This is a genomic window from Pedobacter sp. 01T416_2 (assembly GCF_056398925.1).
In genome coordinates this window covers 1-3105 of record NZ_JBFTQI010000703.1, presented here as the reverse complement: position 1 = coordinate 3105, position 3105 = coordinate 1, and the positions used below count along the sequence as shown (strand labels likewise).

Below are 3105 nucleotides of genomic sequence, written 5' to 3'. Positions count from 1 at the left end.
CTTTTAGCCAAAACCATCGAACTGGTTTACGATCATAAACAAATTAACAACAGTATGCTAATGGCCAACGAATTTATGAGTGTATTGGTAGCGCTTTGGAATAAATTGAGTGGATTAGAATATATTGGCCAGCGCAAAGAAAATATTGTGGTTGCCGAACAGCAAGTTGTACAGCAGGTACAGGCCAGAAAAACCTGGACATTGCTGGATTAAAATTATTTCTCGGAGTAAATTAATAATGAAGCTGTACCCAGAGAAACCGGGTACAGCTTTTTTTATTCTTGTCAGTTAAAAATTAACAGGGCAATCCGACCTCCGCTTTTGGAATAAATTTTAATCGAAAGCAACCTGCTCCGGTCCTGAAATTTTATTGATGTGACAAGCGCACTTGCCTCCACTTACTTTAATCACAACAGATTTAGTTTGCTTGGTTTCTACTGAAGTACCGCTAATTTTTAAATCATCTCCCTGTTCTGACAGACCAAGTTTATTATTATCATCAACGATAATAAATACGCCTTTTATGGTATTTGTATAAATACTCGAATTAGCCGTTACCCGCTCTCCTGTTCTTTGGTTGATTACATTGAAATCTTTTACTTCAGCGGCAGCGCCTTTATTATCTACAAATTTTAACACTACCGAGGCAAATTCTTCAGTACAGACCTTGTCCCCACAATCAGAAGTGGTTTTATTTTTTTTACAGGTTAGCAGGGCAACACCCAACAATAATACAAGCGCTATTTTTTTCATCGTCTATTTGGTTTTTAATGAAAAACGACAAAGCGCATTAAAACGCTACAAAAAGGGAAATTATAGCTCCATTATGGCAACTACTTTCTAGCCGCCAACAAACTGTTCAAAACTCATAATTTCCTGGCACTTTCAATTTAAACATTACTTCACCCTCTCCCAAACACTTGTCCGGCCAAACAAAGACATGCCAATATACCCCCTGATATTCAGCTTACTATCCTTTAGTTTCAACGTACAGCTGTATGTTTTACCACTATAAGGATCATAAATCTCGCCACCATCCCACACGCCATTATGATAAGTAAAATCGTAAAGCATGATCAGATCTTTAAGGTTACGTGCCCTTAATTTTTCATCTTTGTTTTTTACGTCCTTCCTGGAAGTAATTCCATTTGGTTCGTACATGGTTTTACCCCAGATCAGCTTGCCGAAATACTTCCCTTTTGCTTTATAAATATCAATTTTACCGGTTTTATCTTCACTCAACCATACGCCTAAAATTTTATCAGCTTCTGGAGTTTGTGCGAATGTTTTTGTTGCCGCAAAAAGGCACAACAATAATATTATCCTTAGTTTTTTCATTATATATGTTTTACCAATTAAATTATTTAACTTTTATTACCACTTTTCCTTTGGCACGGCCACTTTCTACATAAGCTATTGCTTCATTGACCGATTGGAACGGAAAAATTTTATCTATCACAGGTTTAATAGCCCCGGCATTTATAAGCGTCGTAATTTCATTCAACTGAGATCCGCTAGCCCTCATAAACAGAAAGGAAAAATCAACATTCAGCCTTTTTGCTTTCTTTCTTACCTTCGAGTTCAACAGGCGCATAATCAGTTTCACGAACCAGGAGGCACCGATTTGTTTTGCAAAATCCGGATCGGGAGGACCAGAAATCGAGATGAGCTTTCCACCTGGTTTTAATACCTGTAGCGACTTTTCAAGCGTCAATCCGTCCTGGCTGTTTAAAACCAGATCATAATCATTCAGAACTTTCTCAAAGTCATCCTTTCTATAGTCTATAACAACATCTGCACCGAGACTTTTTACCAACTCGATGTTGGCTGTACCTGTCGTGGTAGCCACAGTAGCCCCCAGATATTTAGCCAACTGAATGGCAAATGTGCCGACACCGCCTGAGCCAGCCTGAATGAAAACCCGCTCTCCTTTTTGCAGTTTCCCTTTTTCAATGAGTGCCTGCCAGGCAGTGAGGCCCACGAGTGGGATGGATGCCGCTTCTTCCATGGTCAGTTCTGCAGGCTTTATTGCCAAATCGGCCTCATTAACGGCAATGAATTCTGCAAAAGTTCCGATACGATGATCTGCGGGCCGAGCATAAACATGGTCTCCAACCTGAAACTTTTGCACCTGCGCACCAACCTTAGTTATTATACCGGCCAGGTCATGCCCCAAAATAAATGGTGTTTTATAAGGTAAAAAAAGTTTGAATTCCCCTTTCCTTATTTTGGAATCGAGAAGGTTTATACCGGCAGCGTATACTTCTACCAATACTTCATCGGCTTTCAATACTGGAATGGGTACATTTTCAATCTTACCACCTTCCTTGCTTTTATATTTGTCTATAATGAACGCTTTCATATTATGTTTATTTCTTGTTTTATTATTTACGTCAGTTACAACATGCTGTTACTTAAGGCGTAATTTTTATGGGGATATTAATTTATAACTTTTCTTAGGATTAACCAAACCAAAAGCAATTCCTGGAAAAAGCCGGTTGACGATATACAATGTTTTTGTATCCCCTACACGGATGGTAAACTGATCCTTCTTGAGACCTGCGATAAGCGCTTTTACCAGACCTTCTGTAGTCATTTTTTTTCCCTTCCTATCAGCCGTCATTTCTGTAGCCACAACAGGAGGCAAAAGCTCAAATACCTTCAGGTTACTATTTAAAATTTGTAGGTGCTTTCTCAATGTTTCTGTATAAAACCGCAATGCTACTTTAGAAGCTGAGTAAGTTGCTTCCAGTAATGATGGAACATAACTAAGCAATGAAGTTGTGTTGATAATAGCGCCTCCCGCCCTTGATTTCAGCATATCCATGAAAAGATTGTTAAGCCTGATAACTGCAAGATAGTTGACGTTTATTTCGTAGGCTGCGTCTGTAAGATGCCTTTCGTTTGCCGATCCGAGATTGATTGGATCGGTTAAAACACCTGCATTGTTGTATAATATATCAATACCGCCCAATTGCTGCACCTGGTTAAAAAGCTTTTGTGCATCATCGGCTTCTGACACATCACTTTTAATGGTTATAATTGCCGGTTATAGTTTCCTGGCATCATCTAATTTCCCTTGGTTTCTGCCAGTAATGATTACAC

4 protein-coding genes and 1 pseudogene are annotated in these 3105 nt (G+C 39.0%); 1 reads left to right on the top strand and 4 read right to left on the bottom strand.

Annotated features, from left to right (window positions below; all coding sequences use genetic code 11):
- Positions 1-213: pseudogene (locus tag AC1DPQ_RS22780) on the top strand (hypothetical protein); the annotation flags it as partial.
- A gap of 120 nt (positions 214-333) precedes the next feature.
- Here AC1DPQ_RS22780 and AC1DPQ_RS22775 read toward each other — a convergent pair.
- From AC1DPQ_RS22775 to AC1DPQ_RS22760, 4 genes are all read right to left on the bottom strand, one after another.
- Positions 334-753: a hypothetical protein gene (locus AC1DPQ_RS22775; protein ID WP_477610961.1), complete on the bottom strand. Its 420-nt coding sequence runs from the start codon at positions 751-753 to the stop codon at positions 334-336.
- A 144-nt stretch (positions 754-897) separates the two neighbouring features.
- Positions 898-1338, bottom strand: a complete 441-nt coding sequence (locus AC1DPQ_RS22770) for a DUF2147 domain-containing protein (RefSeq protein ID WP_477581811.1) — start codon at positions 1336-1338, stop codon at positions 898-900.
- Positions 1339-1360: 22 nt separating this feature from the next.
- Complete coding sequence (locus tag AC1DPQ_RS22765; protein WP_477581812.1) at positions 1361-2362, bottom strand: NADP-dependent oxidoreductase; 1002 nt, start codon at positions 2360-2362, stop codon at positions 1361-1363.
- A 66-nt stretch (positions 2363-2428) separates the two neighbouring features.
- Positions 2429-3034, bottom strand: a complete 606-nt coding sequence (locus AC1DPQ_RS22760; protein WP_477610962.1) for an SDR family NAD(P)-dependent oxidoreductase — start codon at positions 3032-3034, stop codon at positions 2429-2431.
- Between the last annotated feature and the right edge of the window lie 71 nt (positions 3035-3105).

What these genes read in the sequence shown, in the direction of transcription:
- AC1DPQ_RS22770 (WP_477581811.1), bottom strand. Translation starts at nt 1,338, where the DNA reads ATGAAAAAACTAAGGATAATATTATTGTTGTGCCTTTTTGCGGCAACA.
- AC1DPQ_RS22765 (WP_477581812.1), bottom strand. Translation starts at nt 2,362, where the DNA reads ATGAAAGCGTTCATTATAGACAAATATAAAAGCAAGGAAGGTGGTAAG.
- AC1DPQ_RS22775 (WP_477610961.1), bottom strand. Translation starts at nt 753, where the DNA reads ATGAAAAAAATAGCGCTTGTATTATTGTTGGGTGTTGCCCTGCTAACC.